Origin of the sequence: Pseudomonas sp. WC2 (assembly GCF_050586545.1) — a bacterium.
GTDB lineage: Bacteria > Pseudomonadota > Gammaproteobacteria > Pseudomonadales > Pseudomonadaceae > Aquipseudomonas.
The window spans coordinates 258750-274723 of sequence record NZ_JBOBDR010000001.1 but is presented as its reverse complement, the minus strand read 5'-3'; the positions used below and the strand labels follow the sequence as shown (position 1 = coordinate 274723).

General features: G+C 60.6%; 11 protein-coding genes. 2 read left to right on the top strand and 9 right to left on the bottom strand.

What is annotated here, in order from left to right:
• Window positions 1-67: 67 nt before the first annotated feature.
• Window positions 68-637 carry a HutD/Ves family protein gene (locus ACQ4OE_RS01330; protein ID WP_430945389.1) on the bottom strand — a complete coding sequence of 190 codons (570 nt, stop codon included), beginning with the start codon at window positions 635-637 and terminating at the stop codon, window positions 68-70.
• Window positions 634-1344: a histidine utilization repressor gene (gene hutC, locus ACQ4OE_RS01325; protein WP_162130175.1), complete on the bottom strand. Its 711-nt coding sequence runs from the start codon at window positions 1342-1344 to the stop codon at window positions 634-636. The genes ACQ4OE_RS01330 and hutC overlap by 4 nt, the downstream gene beginning before the upstream one ends.
• 146 nt (window positions 1345-1490) lie before the next feature.
• Here hutC and ACQ4OE_RS01320 point away from each other — a divergent pair, with 146 nt between their 5' ends.
• Window positions 1491-2855, top strand: a complete 1365-nt coding sequence (locus ACQ4OE_RS01320; protein WP_430945388.1) for a formimidoylglutamate deiminase — start codon at window positions 1491-1493, stop codon at window positions 2853-2855.
• A 121-nt stretch (window positions 2856-2976) separates the two neighbouring features.
• Here the strand turns inward: ACQ4OE_RS01320 and ACQ4OE_RS01315 are convergent, their stop codons facing one another.
• Window positions 2977-3546, bottom strand: coding sequence for a lipocalin family protein (locus ACQ4OE_RS01315; protein ID WP_122593968.1), 570 nt, complete (start codon window positions 3544-3546; stop codon window positions 2977-2979).
• Window positions 3547-3576: 30 nt separating this feature from the next.
• Complete coding sequence (locus ACQ4OE_RS01310) at window positions 3577-3831, bottom strand: hypothetical protein (protein ID WP_122593969.1); 255 nt, start codon at window positions 3829-3831, stop codon at window positions 3577-3579.
• 280 nt (window positions 3832-4111) lie between these two features.
• Between ACQ4OE_RS01310 and ACQ4OE_RS01305 the strand changes: the two genes are divergently transcribed.
• On the top strand, window positions 4112-6004 hold the full coding sequence (locus tag ACQ4OE_RS01305) for a methyl-accepting chemotaxis protein (RefSeq protein WP_430945387.1): 1893 nt from the start codon (window positions 4112-4114) through the stop codon (window positions 6002-6004).
• Between the two features lie 108 nt (window positions 6005-6112).
• Here ACQ4OE_RS01305 and ACQ4OE_RS01300 read toward each other — a convergent pair whose 3' ends face one another.
• The 5 genes from ACQ4OE_RS01300 to ACQ4OE_RS01280 form a co-directional block, all read right to left on the bottom strand.
• A complete protein-coding gene (locus tag ACQ4OE_RS01300) occupies window positions 6113-6715 on the bottom strand; it encodes a DUF924 family protein (RefSeq protein ID WP_430945386.1) in 603 nt (200 codons plus the stop codon).
• Between the two features lie 3 nt (window positions 6716-6718).
• Window positions 6719-7729, bottom strand: coding sequence for a class 1 fructose-bisphosphatase (locus tag ACQ4OE_RS01295; RefSeq protein WP_008080580.1), 1011 nt, complete (start codon window positions 7727-7729; stop codon window positions 6719-6721).
• 341 nt (window positions 7730-8070) lie between these two features.
• On the bottom strand, window positions 8071-9435 hold the full coding sequence (locus ACQ4OE_RS01290; protein WP_430945385.1) for a DUF3999 domain-containing protein: 1365 nt from the start codon (window positions 9433-9435) through the stop codon (window positions 8071-8073).
• Complete coding sequence (locus ACQ4OE_RS01285; protein WP_430945384.1) at window positions 9432-13016, bottom strand: DUF2339 domain-containing protein; 3585 nt, start codon at window positions 13014-13016, stop codon at window positions 9432-9434. Before ACQ4OE_RS01285 ends, ACQ4OE_RS01290 begins: the two co-directional genes overlap by 4 nt.
• Before the next feature lie 254 nt (window positions 13017-13270).
• A complete protein-coding gene (locus ACQ4OE_RS01280) occupies window positions 13271-15721 on the bottom strand; it encodes a glycogen/starch/alpha-glucan phosphorylase (protein ID WP_122593974.1) in 2451 nt (816 codons plus the stop codon).
• Window positions 15722-15974: the final 253 nt, after the last annotated feature.

Below are 15974 nucleotides of genomic sequence, written 5' to 3'. Positions count from 1 at the left end.
GCGTCCGCTTCGATGGAGGTGACGCATTCCCACGCAGAACGTGGGAACGATCAGTGGGGAGGATTGACTAGCGCGCAGTCAGTTCGATCACGCAGCAAGCGGCATTGATGGAGACTTCGACCAGCCCGTTGTTACCGTCCAGTTGCAGACAATCATGTCGCCCCAACTGCGCAACACTGTCACCCACCTGCACTTGCAGCAGCTCACTGACACTGAACACCAACACCGTCCCCGCCGAGCTGAAGAACCGCTGTTCACCGTCCAGCCACTGCAATCGCGCGCTGTAACGCTGCGGTGCATAGATCAGGTTGAAATCGCGAATCGCGCCACCGAGCAGCGTGCACGAGACCTGGCTTTCACCGCTGAAGGCAAACGGGTCGAGCGGTAACAATGGCCGCGTATCGTCGCCGTCAACGCACAGCGTCATGCCGTCACCTTGCAAGACCGTAATCACCCGCTGGTAACTGGCGAAGGTCGAGAAACCGCCCGACTCGGCGATGTCGGCAATCGACAGGCGCCAGCCGAAGCCATCCAGCCCTGCGCCGGCATCACGGGTGATTTCTTCAGTGCTGCCGCCGCCGTTTTTCCACGGCATGCGTGGGTAGCCTTCGGCGCGTAGAACCTTTAGTGCACTCATTTATGGAACCGCCCTTCCAGACGATGACGGGAACCCGGATGGATCAGACGTGCAGCAGTAACCGGCTGACGCCCCGACCACGTGCGGCGACGAATCAACAAGCACGGCTCGCCCTTTTCAATCTGTAGCAACTTGCACTCGGAAGACTCGGCGAGGATCGCCTCAACCACGTGCTCGCCTTCGGTCAGTGGCGCGACCTGATTGAGATAGGCGTACGGCGTTTGCAGGGTGAAGTCCTGCTTGAGGTATTCCGGGGCGACCAGCGCGTTGACGAAACGGTCCTCGATTTGCACCGGGATGTCGTTTTCGTAATGCACGATCAGCGAGTGGAACACCTTCTGCCCTTCACGCATGTCCAGCGCCAATGCGCGCTCGGAACCGGCGGCCTCTTCTTCGAGGGTGATCACCTGACAAGTGTGGCGATGGCCACGGGAGGCGATTTCGTCGGCGATGTTGTGCACTTCGAACAACGCGGACTGACTCTTCGGTTCGGCGACAAACGTGCCGACGCCTTGCATGCGCACCAACAGACCGTCGGCGGTCATCTCGCGCAGAGCGCGGTTGATGGTCATGCGGCTGAAACCGAGTTGATTGACCAGCTCGCTTTCGGACGGCACGCGGTAGTGCGGCGGCCAGTTTCCGCTGTCGATCTGCTGGGTGATCATCTGTTTGACGCGGGCGTACAAGGGCGCCGGACTGTCGCCCATGTTCGCGGCCAACGGGGAGACTGGAGGCGGAGTCGGCACGGTTGATCCCTGTTCATTGGATGAAAGTGGCTAGCTTGCCGGAGTTTACCGGGCAGGCAAACGTCTGTATATGTATATACAAATAACACACGATGGGGTGCTGAACCATGTCCGCCTTCTTTGCCGAACGCGCGCTGCTGCCTAACGGATGGGCCAACAATGTACGTCTTGAGGTCAGAGCCGATGGCGTGCTGACCCAAATCCAGGCCGATTCCACCGCAGATGGCGCCGAACGGCTGAGCGGTCCGCTGCTCCCGGGCATGCCTAATTTGCACTCCCATGCGTTTCAGCGAGCGATGGCGGGTCTGGCGGAAGTGGCTGGCAATCCGAACGACAGTTTCTGGACCTGGCGCGATCTGATGTACCGGCTCGTCGGAAAAATCAGCCCGGATCAGCTCGGCGTGATCGCCCGTCAGCTGTACATCGAAATGCTCAAGGCCGGTTACACATCCGTTGCAGAATTTCATTATGTGCATCACGACAGCAATGGTCAGCCGTATGCCGATCCGGCGGAACTGGCGTTGCGCATCAGCCAGGCTGCAACTGAAAGCGGCATCGGCCTGACCCTGTTGCCGGTGCTCTACAGCCACTCCGGTTTCGGTGGCCAAACGCCTAACGATGGCCAGCGTCGCTTTATCAACAGCACGGACAATTACCTGAATCTGCAATCGCGCTTGCAGCCCATGCTGGCGCAGCAAAAAGCCCAATCGCTGGGCCTGTGCTTCCACTCGCTGCGCGCGGTGACGCCGCAGCAGATCAGCGAAGTGCTGGCGGCGAGTGACAAGCAATGCCCGATCCACATTCACATCGCTGAACAGCAGAAAGAAGTCGACGACTGCCTGAGCTGGAGCGGTCGGCGTCCGCTGCAATGGCTGTACGAGAATGCCGAAGTCGATCAGCGCTGGTGCCTGGTTCACGCCACCCACGCCAATCCGGAAGAAGTCACGCTAATGGCCAAAAGTCGCGCCATCGCCGGTCTGTGCCTGACCACCGAAGCGAATCTGGGCGACGGGATTTTCCCGGCGGTGGATTTCCTCGCGCAGGGTGGACGCATGGGCATCGGTTCCGACAGCCATGTGTCGCTCAGCGTGGTGGAGGAATTGCGTTGGCTGGAATACGGCCAGCGTCTGCGTGATCAGCGACGTAACCGGTTGTACGGCGCGGATCAGCCGATGGTCGGGCGCACGTTGTATGACGCGGCGCTGGACGGCGGCGCGCAAGCGTTGGGGCAGCCGATTGGGGCGCTGGCGGTTGGCAAGCGGGCGGACTGGATTGTGCTCGATGGCAACGATCCGTATCTGGCGACGGCCAGCGGTGACGGGATTTTGAATCGCTGGTTGTTTGCCGGTGGCGATCGTCAGGTGCGCGATGTGTTGGTCAACGGCCAATGGGTTGTGCGTGATGGCCGGCATGCAGGGGAAGAGGACAGTGCGCGCGCGTTCACCCAGGTTCTGCGCGAACTTTTAGGCTGACACACAGCAAAAAATGTGGGAGCGAGCCTGCTCGCGAAAGCGGTGTATCAGCAACATTTTCGTTAACTGAAACGCCCTCTTCGCGAGCAGGCGCGCTCCCACATTTGATTTGTGGTGGTCTTTAGTTTGAAGTCTTGGCCATCTGCCGATCCGACGCGCGCCAGATCAGTCGCGTGGTGTCATAGCCCTGCTGACGCGCCTTGCTCAGCAGATCTTCACGTACCACACCGTTGACGGTCGGTGTGCGTGACAGCAGCCACATGTACTTGCGACTCGGGTCGCCGACGATGGCGGTCTTGTAGTCATCACTGACGTACAGCACCCAGTATTCGCCTTTCGCCACACCCGGAATCAACCGCGAGAACCACGTATCGAATTCGACCCAGAGCTTGTCAGTCTTGCCCGGCACCTGTGGATAAGCCGTGCCTTTGGCCTCTTCCCACTGCCATTGCGGGGTCAGGCAGCGATTGAGCACCGCAACATTGCCGTCAGGCTTGAGGGTGTAATGGGCTTCGGATTGCGCGCAGTCGCGCTGGAAGTACATCGGCAAACGCGCCAGCTCATACCAGGTCCCTTGATAGCGCTTGAGGTTGACGCTGTCGACGGTTTTCGGCGCCAACGGGTCGACGCCGGAACTGGCGCAGCCGGCCAGTACCAGGCCGGCAAAAAGGATCAGCAATAACCGCTTCATTTTTCTTCTCCGTGGGCGCGAAGCCCCGGTTTACTTCAGGCCTTGGCCGGAAAACATCAGCACTTTGTCACCGGCGTACTGCACGCTGATAAAGCTGTTCTTGTCGCCCCAGGTGCAACTGGACATGCCGAGCGCGCCCGAGCAATCAGTCGGTTTGCCGAGCAGAGTCTCGACTTCGGTCTTGGCCATACCGGCCGAGAGCTTCGAATAGTTTTCCTGATTGACCTTGCTGCATGCGGCCAACAGCACGCAGAACGACAGCAGGGCGAAAGATCGCAGCGACATGGTGTAACTCCTGGAACGAGGGGGGATGGCATGGTGCCAACCAGAACCTTAGAAGAGAAAACCCTCATCTGGTTCCGTGGCCGGACGGCTATTTATTAGCCCGCCCGTCTGGCTTTTGCCGATAAATCAGCCACTTTGTAAGGCTATTGAGCATTTCGTCGTCTTTCGCAAAAGACGCCTAATCTTTGGCGCGCGGCGGTCGACATAAAAGCAACGCAAAGCTCCGACCCTGGAAAATTGCCGCCCTTTCTTGACCAGCCCCTTCGCGGTAGCTCATTCGATGACCAGAAACATGAAATTCAGCCACAAGATTTTGTTGGCTGCCGCCCTCGTGGTGGCCGTTGCGTTCGCCTGTTTCATTTTTTTCAATGACTATCGACAGCGCGAAGCCCTGAGCACCAGCACCGAGTCATCAATGCAGGAACTCGGCAGCCTGACCACCAGCAACATCCAGACCTGGCTGGAAAGCCGCATTCAGTTGCTGCAATCGCTGTCGCAGCAAGTGGCCGTCGACGGTAACGCGCCGGCCAGCCTGAAACGCATCATCGATCTGCCCGCCTACACCGGCAATTTCCAGCTCAGCTACTTCGGTGGCGCTGACGGCGTGATGTTCTCGGTGCCGGCCGGCAATCGTGCGCCGGATTACGATCCGCGTGCCCGTGGCTGGTACAAAGCGGCGAACAGCGCGCAGCAGACCATCGTCACCGAACCGTACATCGCCGCCTCTTCGGGCAAACTGGTGATTACCGTTGCCACGCCGGTGCAGCGCCAGGGCCAGATGCTCGGCGTTGCCGGTGCCGACATCGACCTGACCAGCGTCAGCGCGATCATCAACTCGCTGAACTTCGGTGGCCACGGCCACGCTTTCATCGTCAGTGCCGACGGCAAGATCCTGATCCACCCGGACAGCAAACTGGTGCTCAAGACCCTCGCCGAGGCTTACCCGAATGGCGCGCCGAAAGTCAGCCCGGGCTTGAAAGAAGTCGAGTTCGACGGCAAAACTCAACTGATCTCCTTCACCCACGTCAACGGCGTGCCATCGGCAGACTGGTACGTTGCGCTGGTGCTCGATAAAGACACCGCATTCGCCATGCTCAGCGAATTCCGCACCTCGGCACTGATTGCGATGATCATCGCGGTGGTGATCATCATCGCCCTGCTCGGCATGCTCATCCGCGTGTTGATGCAGCCGCTGCTGACCATGGGCCGCGCCATGCACGACATCGCCGAAGGTGAAGGCGACCTGACCAAACGTCTGGTGATTCACGGCAACGACGAATTCGGCGCGCTGGGCACCTCGTTCAACCGCTTCGTCGAACGTATCCACACCTCGATCCGCGAAGTGTCCTCGGCGACCGGCCAGGTCAACGAAGTCGCCCTGCGCGTGGTCGCTGCGTCGAACTCGTCGATGTACAACTCCGACCAGCAATCCAGCCGTACCAACAGCGTCGCTGCGGCGATCAATCAACTCGGCGCCGCCGCGCAGGAAATCGCCCAGAACGCCGCGCTCGCCTCGCAGCATTCCAGCGATGCGCGCAGCCTCGCGGTCGACGGTCAGCAGGTGGTGGATAAAACCATTCAGGCCATGCAGCAGTTGTCGGCAAAGATCAGCGATTCGTGCGGCAACATCGAAACGCTGAACGCCAACACGGTGAACATCGGTCAGATTCTCGAAGTGATCACCAGCATCTCCCAGCAGACCAATTTGCTCGCGCTTAACGCCGCGATCGAAGCCGCGCGTGCCGGTGAAGCCGGTCGTGGCTTTGCCGTGGTCGCGGACGAAGTGCGTAATTTGGCGCACCGCACTCAGGATTCGGCGCAGCAAGTGCAGAAGATGATCGAAGAACTGCAAGTCGGCGCGCGTCAGGCGGTCAACATCATGACCGAGAGTCAGCGTGAGAGCGAAAGCAGCGTCGGCATTGCCAACCAGGCCGGTGAACGGCTGGGCAGCGTGACTCAGCGCATCGGTGAGATCGACGGGATGAACCAGTCGGTGGCCACCGCGACCGAAGAGCAGACCGCTGTGGTTGAGTCGATCAATGTCGATATCAACGAGATCAACACGCTGAATCAGGAAGGTGTGGAGAACTTGCAGGCGACGTTGCGCGCGTGTTCGGATCTGGAGCAGCAGGCGGCGCGGTTGAAGCAATTGGTGGGTAGTTTCCGCATTTAAGCGGCGCTGCTTCTGGCCCCTTCGCGAGCACGCTCGCTCCCACATTGGAATGCATTTCAAAGTGGGAGCGAGCCTGTTCGCGAAGAGGGATTCAGCCGCAATGAAGATTCAGAACCTGGAACCCGGTTCGGAAAGAAACACCAACTCCTCCGCCGTAGATTCCCGCCCCAACACCGCATTGCGATGCGGAAACCGGCCAAACCGCGCAATCACCTGCTGATGCCGCTCGGCATAATCAAGATTGTCGGCAAACACCGCCCGCTCTGACTCCGGCTGTTCAGCCACCAGTTCAATAAACCGGGAAACCGCCTCGTTCTGCACCGCAAGGTTTTCGCAGTGTTCGAACACCAGATAAATGAACACACGCTGAATCGGTTTCAACTGCCGATCGAAATCCGCGGTAATGCCTTGGGCGACGAGTTTTTGCGCGCGCAGATCACCGGAGAAGGCTTTGGGGGTGTCGCGAAAGATCATTCGCGGCAGTTGATCGAGCAGTAGCACCACGGCCAGCCAACCTTCGGGACGTTGCGTCCACTCGGTCAATCCGCCGGCCAGGGCCTGATCGACAAAGACCCCGAAACGCTCACGCGCTTCGAGGTCTTGGCTGTCTCGCTTACCGAACCACAACTTGCCCTTGTCAGCCGAAATGTCGTCCGGGGATTCGGCATGTCCGAACCACCAATCGAGCAGCGGCTGCCAGGGCGCGGTCATGGTTTATTCCTTGTGGTAGGCCGTAGCGCGTGCGACTTCTTCTTTCGAACCGAGGAACACCGCGACACGCTGGTGCAGGCCTTCAGGCTGAATGTCGAGAATGCGCTGGTGACCGTCGGTGGACGCGCCGCCCGCTTGTTCCACCAGGAACGACATCGGGTTGGCTTCGTACATCAGACGCAGTTTGCCTGGCTTGGATGGCTCACGGCTGTCGCGCGGGTACATGAACAGACCGCCACGGGTCAGGATGCGGTGTACATCAGCAACCATCGCCGCGACCCAACGCATGTTGTAATTCTTCTTCAGCGGGCCTTCTTCACCGGCCAGCAGCTCGCCCACGTAACGCTGTACCGGGGCTTCCCAGTGACGCTGGTTGGACATGTTGATGGCGAATTCCTGGGTCGATTCAGGAATGGTGATGTTTTCGTGAGTCAGCACGAAGCTGCCCATTTCACGGTCTAGGGTGAAACCTTTCACGCCGTCGCCCAAGGTCAGGATCAGCATGGTCTGTGGACCGTAGATCGCATAACCGGCGGCAACCTGTTGGGTGCCTGGCTGCAGAAACGCTTTCTCGTTCAGTGGCTCGTTCTGGCTCAGGTATTCGTTCGGGCAACGCAGGACCGAGAAGATCGTGCCGACCGGGGCGTTGATGTCGATGTTCGACGAACCGTCCAGTGGGTCGAATACCAGCAGGTACGCGCCTTTCGGGTATTTGCCCGGGATCTGGTAGGCATTGTCCATTTCTTCGGACGCCATGCCGGCCAGGTGACCGCCCCATTCGTTGGCTTCGAGCAGGATTTCGTTGGAGATCACGTCGAGCTTCTTCTGCACTTCGCCCTGAACGTTTTCAGTGCCCATGCTGCCCAGAACACCACCCAGGGCGCCTTTGGACACGGCGTGGTTGATCTCCTTGCAGGCACGCGCCACCACTTCGATCAGGAAACGCAGATCGGCAGGAGTGTTATTGCTGCGGGTCTGCTCAATCAAATAGCGACTCAGGGTAACGCGGGACATGGACGGCTCCGGTGGAATGGGGGGCTAAAAACCCGCGCAGTTTACAGGGAGTCTGAAAACGTAGCGAGCGAAGACGCCCGGTAACGTGCGTTGGGGTGTATTTGCCTGCATGAGACGTGATTGTCGGTGGAGAGTTCAGGTAGCGGGTTTAGCGTAGTTGGAAATCGGACCGATGTGGCTGGTGGTTGATTGATCAGTTCGGAATATGTATTGGCTGACACGCCGCTTTCGCGAGCAGGCTCGCTCCCACAGGGAATCGGGGTGACCGCTGAATTGGTGGCCACTGAAGAACCAATGTGGGAGCGAGCCTGCTCGCGAATGGCGCGCAGCGCCAGCCATTCTCAGGAATTGGCAGGCGGCTTGCGCAACAAGCTAAACGCCATCGCTCCCAGGAACACCACGCTCAGCAACAACACCGCCCACAACCCGATCTTCTTCCAATGGGTCTGCGCCACCGCCGCCGTGGTCGCTGTCGAAGTCTGCGTAGCCAACGCTTCACCCTGAACCACCGCCTTGCCCAACGCCGCCAGTTTCTCTGGTGTGAAATCCGGAATCAGCGTCGCCAGCGGCAGATTCGCCGTTTTCACACTTGGATTGCCCAACGCCAGACTGTAAGGCCCCTCCCCTCGCGCGAGGAAGATCACCTGCGTCGCCCGCACCGCGTATTTCACGCTTGGTGCCTGCGCGCCCAGACCACCCCCGCGCTCATCCACCGTCAGCTTCAACTGCTGCACGGTCTGCCCGTAGAGTTGCAATTCGTTCTGCACCACGTCCTGATTATTTTGGGTCAGGCGATAGAGCAGGCCGCTGCTCAGCTCCTGCCACGGCAGGCTGCTCTCACGACGTCCGGCCAGTGTCACCGGCGCGAGACTGTTTGGCTGTTTCAACTCAACCTGAATCCGCTCGACGTTCAACCCCATCGGCAATTGCCAGGTGTATTCCCCGGCCTTGGTGCTGCTGCCGGCCAATGCCTGGGACCAGACCAACGGCAGCGGCAAATCGCGCCGGTCGCTGCTTTTCAACTGCGCAGCCGTCAGGATCGGTGCCGAGCTCGGCGATTCCCACAACAGCCGCACATAGCGCGCCGATTGCCCCGGTAACGTCACTTCGTGCTGCTCGATGCGTTCATCGGAAAACGTCAGCCGAGCGACTTGGCCTTCGCCCCACGGCTGCCAGTGCTGCAGGTCGTCGCTGGCCTCGATGCTGAAGCGCTGGAAGCCGTCGCGCTCGCTGGTCCAGTCGAGGATCAACTGCTGCAGCGGCGCCTTGATCGCGCTGGCATCGAGCAACCAGCCGCGTAGAACCTCTTCTCCCGCCTCCAATTGGCTGGATGGCTGCACCTCGACCAGGGTGCCGTTGGTGGTCGATTGCACGCGCACATTCGGCGCGCGCTCGCTGGCGTCCGCGGCGTTGTACAGCGGGAACCATTTCACCTCGTGCAACTGACCTTCATCACGGGTTTGCGCCGACTCGCGGGCCAGCGCATAGGCTTGCGGTTCACCGGCGGCGTTGAATACGCGCAGGTCGCTGAGGTCGGTCTGGCGCGCCTGCAATTGCACGTTCAACGGCAATTCGAGGCGATACCACGGGCCGTTGCCGCTCACCGATAACGGCACCTGCGTGGCGAAGTCCGCCGGTTTTTCCTGCGCGCCGGCCACCATCACCACGCCCAAAGCCAACCAACCCAGATTCAGCATGCGACTCAAGATGAAACTCCTTCGGTGTTCGGGGCCGGTGTGTCCGCCGCCGGTTCAGCTTCGACACGTTTGGGCGGCAGCGGGGCGAAATAGCCGACCACCAGCAACAACACGCCGACGCCGATAAACGAGACGATCCGGGCGAGGCCGCCACGGTTGCTCAGTTCGACAAAAATCAGTTTGGCCACCACCAGCGCAATCAGCGCCGCGCCGATCAGCCAGACCTCGCGGCGATGACGCAGGTGGCCGCCGATCATCAGCCCCAGCGCCATCAGCGTCCAGACGATGGACAACCCGGCCTGCACCAGCATTGAGGCGCGCAGCGTATCCAGTTCGAAAGGAATGCCGGCCCAATGGTGAGCCGCGCGGGTGACCAAAGCGGTGCAGAAGGCGAACAGCGAAACCCCAGCGATCAGTTGCGTCGCGTAGTCGGCGTAATCCTGACGAATCGCCAGTTGCGACACCGCACTGCGCGACCAGACATAAACGCCAAACAACGCGAACAGCAAACCCAACTCCAACGGGTTAAGCAGCGGCACGTACGGCAACGGTTCGGCGTTGCCATCGCTGACACCGTTGGCCAGCCAGAACCACGCGAGCATCAGCACCGCCAACGGCGCAGCGGCGTACAAGCGGTATTCGCGGGCAAACGCTGCGACCGGCCACGGCCAGGAACGCGGGGCCGCCGCCAGCAACAGATAAATGCTCGGCAGAATCGCCCAGCCCAGCCAGCGCCAGGCGTTGTATTGCTCGGACAACAGCAGCAGGCCGTAACGCAATTCCAGCGCCAGCACGCCGATCAGCAGCCAGCAACCGAGCACATGCGCGGTGCTCAAGGCCCGCGCCGGCAGCATCGAAGCCAAACGCCGCAAGCTGAAGAAATGCACGGCGAACACCGCCGCCCACGCCAGCCAGCCGAAATCGGCTGCCGGGTGATAACGCGAATGCCAGGCCCCGAGCAGGACCAGCGCCGCAGCCGGAATCAACAAAGTGCAAAGCAAACCCAGCGCCGGCCATCTCAAGCGCAGCGACAACAGCGTCCACAGCGCCACGCTGATCGCTGCAACCAATAGCAACAACGGGCCTTGCAGATTCGGCGAAGCAAACCGCAGCACCTCACTGACCCACGCCAACGCCCACCAACCCGCGCCCCACACCAGCAACACCTTGGACAGACGCTGCAAACTCAACGCATCGAAGGCCGAGGCGTGATTACCCAACTGCAAGCGCCAGGCACCGATCATTGCCGCCAACCCCAGCACCAACGGCGTCCAGAATCCGCCATGCGCCAATGGCCTGAGCCCTTCGCTGGACAGCGGCCCGAGCAGTCCGGGACCGGCGAGCAGAAACGCCGCGCCACCGATCACCTGCAACAGCAGACCAAAAACAAAACTCACGCGCTGCTTGAGGTACAGGCTCAACCAGATAATCAGCAAACCACTCGCGGCCCACAACGCACTCGCGGTCTGCCATGGCAGCACGAACAGCACCGCCAAATTGATCAGCACCAGACCGGCCAGCAATACCACCGACAGACCGCGCAACAGGCGCACGTCGCTGCGCACCATGTCGTCGCGCGCCGCCAACAGCATGCCGGCGATCAACGCCAGACCAATCAACGAAGCACTGAGCAAGCCGCTCCAGCCAGCGCTGAATACCGCTGCTGAATCCTCCCCCGCACCTTGCAGACGCAACAGGAACAACGCGCCACCGAGCAACTGCACGGCGAATGCGCTGAACAGGAACGTGCGCGACTGAATCCGCAGACCGATAAACAGAGTCGCCAAGCCGGCCAGCGCCCAACTGATCGCAGTGCCCTGAACAAAGAAAAACAACGGCGCCAGCAGATAGAGGAAAGTCAGGCCCAGAGCCGCCAGCACTGGCAGGCCTTGACGCTCCCATGGCGCAGCCTGTTGGGGCGAGGCCTTGCGCAATTGATGGAAGCTGAACAGCAACGCGATGCCAAGCATCAACGCGCCCAGCGGTGCGCCGTCGAGCAAACTGCTTTCGCCAACGCGCAACTGACTAAGGAAGGCCAGTGCCGAACCGAGTTGCAGCAGCAAAGCAAAGGCCCGGGCAAACGGTCGATGCTGACGCAAACCGAGCCAGAAAATCCCCGCACCTTCCACAGCCCATGCCGCCGACGTCCAGCGCGCATCCAGCCCCAGCGGGATCGCCAGACTGGCGAAAATCACCCCGAGCGCCAAACAGGTTTCGCCCAGCAACATCGCGCGCCCGCCCATCAACACCTTGGCCAGCGCCATGTAAATCATGCCGAGTGCCAGCGCGCTGAACGCGGCGGCAAACTCCAGATGCTGGACCAGCGCAAACTGCAAACCGAAGCCAATGATCGGCGGGCCGAACAGCATCGTCCCATCGACGTAATCACCCTTGCGTGCCGACCATTGCAGCAACGCCTCACGGTCGTCATCCGCCGGGGCATCCGGCATGTCGCGCAACTTGCGTCGGGCGAACAGCAGACCGATGGCGAGATACATCAGGAAGAACAGAATCAGAAACGGCTCGGTGCTCCACAGCAGTTCCGGCGTATAGGAACGTATGCCCCAGGCGAAACCGATGCCGAAGGTGCCGACAAAGCCGATCAGGTTGAGCGTGCGCCAAGCCTTGAACCAGGCGATGGCGAGAATGCCGGCGTTGAGCAGCGCGAAATAACTGAACAGTGCGACGTGGTTGCCGGCGCCGGTCGAGGTCAGGATCGGCGCGGCGAATCCACCCAGTGCGGCGACGGCGGCCAACGCCAGCGAGTCTTGGGTGATTGCCAGAATCGCCGAGAACACCGTCACCGCGACCAGCAAGCCCAGCGCGGCAGACGGATCGAGCAACGGATGCAGACGCATCGCCGCAAACACCGTCAGGTACAACACCGCGATCCCGGTGCCTTGCAGCATCAATGCGTAATTACTGTTGCGATTGCGTAGCCACCAGCCCAGCGCGAGCAAGCCCAGCGCGGCGGCTGCGACACCGGCGTAACGCAACTCGATCGGCACGACCATGCCTTCGGTGGCGTAGCGCAGCAGGAACGCCAGACCGAAAAACAGCAACACTACGCCAACGCGCAGCACGGTGTTGCCGCCGAACAGCCAATTGCGCGCAGCACTGATGCCGCGCTCGATAAGGTTCGGGCCACGGGGTTCGGCGGGTTTTTGTGGTTCGGGAGTAACGGCGTCGAGGTTCCAGACATCGGCGGGCAGCGGTTGACTGGTTTCGCTGGCGACGGTAGAAAGAGGTTCGAGTTCCGGCGGTAGCTCCCAGACCAATTCAGCGGCTGGCGCTTCTTCAACGACTTTGACCGGTTCTACAACAGGTTCGCTGACAGGCGCTGCGCCCGGCGGCGGCACGGCACGCACCGGTGCTCCCTCCAGCAGAAACAGACGCTGCTCGACGCCCTGCAAGGCAACCTTTGCTTGCTCAAGTTGACGTTGCTGCTCCTGCGCTTGCGAGCCAAGCCGAGCAATGCGCAGCGTCTGCCCGATCGCCAGCCCCAGCAACGCGCCCAACAGCGCAGCACTGAACGACTCGTCGAGCAGCCAGCCGAGCACCAGCCCGATCAACATGAACATCCATTGCATGGTCGATATCCCTAAGCGGCCCCAAGACGGGGCGAGTCCGGCGATGGCTTCAGTCTAGGCTCAAACCTTGTGGGAGCGAGCCTGCTCGCGAAAGCGCTTTGTCAGCCAACATTTCTGTTTAACGTGACAACCGCTTCGCGAGCAAGCTCGCTCCCACATTGGATTATGGGCGACTGACACACCCGGCAACCGGCGCTCAGTATATCGATCCGGCCCAACAAACGTTGGGCCTTACGCACATTTATGGCGGAAAGTTACTCCAGCGCTTTCCAGATATCCGTGGCGTACTCGCGAATCGTCCGGTCTGACGAGAACCAGCCCATCCGCGACGTATTGAGCACCGCCGAACGCCACCAGTTGTTGCTGTCGTGCCAGTGCTCTTCAACGCGTTTCTGCGCTTCCCAATACGAATCGAAGTCGGCGCAGACCAGGAAGCGGTCGTAATCCACCAGCGAATCGATCAGCCCGGTGTAGCGCGAGGTGTCATCGGGCGAGAACACACCGCTGCGGATCGCTTGCAGCACATCGTTCAGACGGTGGGAGGCGGCGATGTCTGGCAAAGCGCTGAACTCGTGATTCTGTTTACGCGCTTCAACCTGCTGCGCGCTGAGGCCGAAAATAAACATGTGCTCGGCACCGATGCGCTCGCACATTTCCACGTTAGCTCCATCCAGCGTGCCGATGGTCAGTGCGCCGTTGAGGCCGAACTTCATGTTACTGGTGCCCGACGCCTCGAAACCGGCGGTGGAAATCTGCTCGGACAAGTCCGCCGCCGGAATGATGCTTTCCGCCAGGCTGACGTTGTAGTTGGGCAGGAATACCACTTTCAGCAAGCCGCGCACGGTCGGGTCGTTGTTTACCACCCGGGCGATGTCGTTGGTCAGCTTGATGATCAGTTTCGCTTGGTGATAACTCGCCGCCGCTTTACCGGCAAAGATTTTCACGCGAGGCACCCAGTCGACTTCCGGCTCGGCGCGAATCGCCTGATACAGCGCCACGGTGTGCAGCAGATTGAGCAACTGGCGCTTGTATTCGTGGATGCGTTTGACCTGCACGTCGAACATCGCCGCCGGGTTGACCGCGATGCCCAGCCGTTCATGAATCAGATAGGCCAGCGCCTTTTTGCTGTGCAGTCGCTGCTCGGCGAAGGCTTTGCGGAACGCGGGTTTTTCGGCGAACGGTTCAAGATCGAGCAGGCGTTCTTCAGGGTTATCCAGCAAGTCCGGACCGAGCGCGTCGACCAGCATCGAGGTCAGTTCAGAGTTGGCCTGATACAACCAGCGGCGGAAGGTAATGCCGTTGGTTTTGTTGTTGATCCGCTCCGGGTAGAGCTTGTGCAGTTCGGCGAACACGGTTTTGCGCATCAGCTGCGTGTGCAGCCCGGACACACCGTTGACGCTGTGCGAACCGAGAAACGCGAGGTTGCCCATGCGCACGCGGCGACCGTTGTCTTCTTCGATCAGCGACACGGCGCGGAGCACGTCGAAATCGTGAATGCCCTTGGCGCGCAGCGAATCGATGTGCTGCGCGTTGATCAGGTAAATGATCTGCATGTGTCGCGGCAGCATGCGCTCCATCAACCCCACCGGCCAGGTTTCCAGGGCTTCCGGCAACAATGTGTGGTTGGTGTACGACAGCGTGTCGACGGTGACTTGCCACGCCGCATCCCACGCCACGTCGTAGACGTCGACCAATTGGCGCATCAGTTCGGCGACCGCAATCGAAGGGTGGGTGTCGTTGAGCTGGATCGCCGCGTGATCGCCGAGGGTCAGCACTGAGGAGTGCATGTTGCGATGACGGCGTAGCAGATCCTGCAGCGAAGCGGCGACGAAGAAATATTCCTGACGCAGGCGCAGCTCTTGCCCTGCTTCAGTGCTGTCCGCCGGGTAGAGCACGCGGGAGATACTCTCCGCACGCGCTACTTCGGCGACCGCGCCCAAGTGGTCACCGGCGTTGAAGCGCTCAAGGTGCAAATCTTCCATGGCGCGGGCACGCCACAGTCTCAGGGTGTTGACGCTCGCCCCGCGCCAGCCGACCACCGGCGTGTCGTAGGCAATCGCGCGGACGGTTTCTGCCGGCGACCAGACTTGTTTGGATTTGCCGGAAACGTCGGTGACCGTTTCGACGCTGCCACCGAAGCCGATGGAGTACACAACCTCTGGCCGTTCAAACTCCCACGGGTTACCGAAATCCAGCCAGTGCTCGGTCTGTTCCTGCTGCCAGCCGTCGACGATGGCCTGGCGGAACAAGCCGTGTTCATAGCGAATGCCGTAGCCGTGGCCGGCGATGCCGAGGGTCGACATGCTTTCCATGAAGCACGCTGCCAGACGACCGAGGCCGCCGTTGCCGAGCGCCGCGTCAGGCTCGAGCAAGCGGATGCGTTCCAGATCCACGCCGAGTTCGGTGAGCGCTTCACGGGCGACGTCGAGCAAGCCAAGGTTGCTGAGGCTGTCATAGAGCAAACGGCCGATAAGGAATTCCAGCGAGAGGTAATACACCCGCTTCTGGCCTTTGCGATAAATCTGCCGGGTGTGGTCCATCCAGTGTTCGACCATGTGATCGCGCGCAGCCAAAGCGATGGCTTCAAACCAGTCATGGTCGAAGGCGTGATCGGGGTCTTTGCCCACGGCATAGGTGAGCTTGGTCAGGACGGCATCGCGGAATGCGGCCACCTCTGCTTCGCGAACTAGTGGTTCTTGAGTCATCGATAGGACCTCGAGCGAGCTGGGAATTGTCTGAGCCTAGACGGTCTGACCGACGGTCGAAGCTCTGGTTCGGCAGTATTTCCTGAGACTGTGAGCTGGCCCGGCATTACCCTGGCGGATGGGCTAATGAATGCAGGGGCCGTGCCGAATTTTCCGGCAAAGTGCCTGCATGCAGAAAAAATCTGGCGAAAGGTTGTTCAAAAATCCACCAGTCCCGGTATGATCGCGCGCCCTGATGCACACACGCCTGGTA